General features: G+C 69.3%; 1 protein-coding gene and 1 rRNA gene. One reads left to right on the top strand and one right to left on the bottom strand.

The window, feature by feature from the left end; translation table 11 throughout:
- Nucleotides 1–91, top strand: a 5S ribosomal RNA gene (gene rrf / locus ACH4TP_RS27125); the annotation flags it as partial.
- Nucleotides 92–97: 6 nt separating this feature from the next.
- Here rrf and ACH4TP_RS27120 read toward each other — a convergent pair.
- Nucleotides 98–1213: hypothetical protein (locus tag ACH4TP_RS27120; protein WP_398439369.1), on the bottom strand; the 1116-nt coding region annotated here is incomplete at its 5' end.

The following is a 1213-nucleotide window of genomic DNA, read 5'->3' as shown; positions in this document are numbered from 1 at the left end:
GCCCGGTTACATTCCGAACCCGGAAGCTAAGCCTTTCAGCGCCGATGGTACTGCAGGGGGGACCCTGTGGGAGAGTAGGACGCCGCCGAACAATTCTTCAAGGACCCCTGGTCCCAGCGTTCACGCTGGGACCAGGGGTCCTTTTGTTTTTTGCTTGACTTTTCCGATGCGCGGCTGAGTGCCGGCTGCGCGAGAATGAACGCAGTACCCGAAGACAGGAGTCACACCGATGTCCACCAACTCTCCCGACGACCGTCCGGAGCGCGAGCCGCGTCGCAGGGACGGTGCCGGTGGCGACCGGGGCGGCTTCCGCGGGCCGCGCCGTGACGACAACCGTGGCGGTGGTGGCTTCCGTCGCGACGACCGTGGTGGCGACAACCGCGGTGGTGGTTTCCGCCGTGACGACAGCCGTGGTGGCGACAGCCGTGGTGGTGGCTTCCGCCGTGACGACCGTGGTGGCGACAACCGCGGTGGTGGTTTCCGTCGCGATGACCGTGGTGGCGACAACCGTGGTGGTGGCTTCCGTCGTGACGACCGGCGTGACGAGCGTCCGTCGTTCCGTCGGGACGACCGGCCCTCGTACGGGCAGCGGGACGACCGTCGTGACGACAACCGCGGTGGTGGTTTCCGTCGCGATGACCGTGGTGGCGACAACCGTGGCGGTGGTTTCCGCCGGGACGACCGTGGCGGTGACAACCGTGGTGGTGGCTTCCGTCGCGATGACCGGCGTGACGAGCGTCCGTCGTTCCGTCGGGACGACCGGCCCTCGTACGGGCAGCGGGACGACCGGCCCTCGTACGGGCAGCGGGACGACCGGCCCTCGTACGGGCAGCGGGACGACCGTCGTGACGACAACCGTGGCGGCGGTTTCCGCCGCGATGACCGGCGTGATGAGCGTCCGTCGTCGTTCCGTCGGGACGACCGGCCCTCGTACGGGCAGCGGGACGACCGTCGTGACGACAACCGTGGTGGCGGCTTCCGTCGGGACGACCGGCGTGACGAGCGTCCCTCGTCGTTCCGCCGTGACGACAGCCGTGGCGGTGGCGGTTTCCGTCGTGACGACCGTGGTGGCGACAACCGTGGCGGCGGTTTCCGCCGCGATGACCGGCGTGACGAGCGTCCGTCGTCGTTCCGTCGGGACGACCGGCCCTCGTACGGGCAGCGGGACGACCGTCGTGACGACAACCGTGGTGGCGGCTTCCGTCGGGACGAC

It is taken from the genome of Streptomyces sp. NPDC021012 (assembly GCF_044333355.1).
Classification (GTDB): domain Bacteria; phylum Actinomycetota; class Actinomycetes; order Streptomycetales; family Streptomycetaceae; genus Streptomyces.
This window is presented reverse-complemented; position numbering and strand designations above follow the sequence as displayed.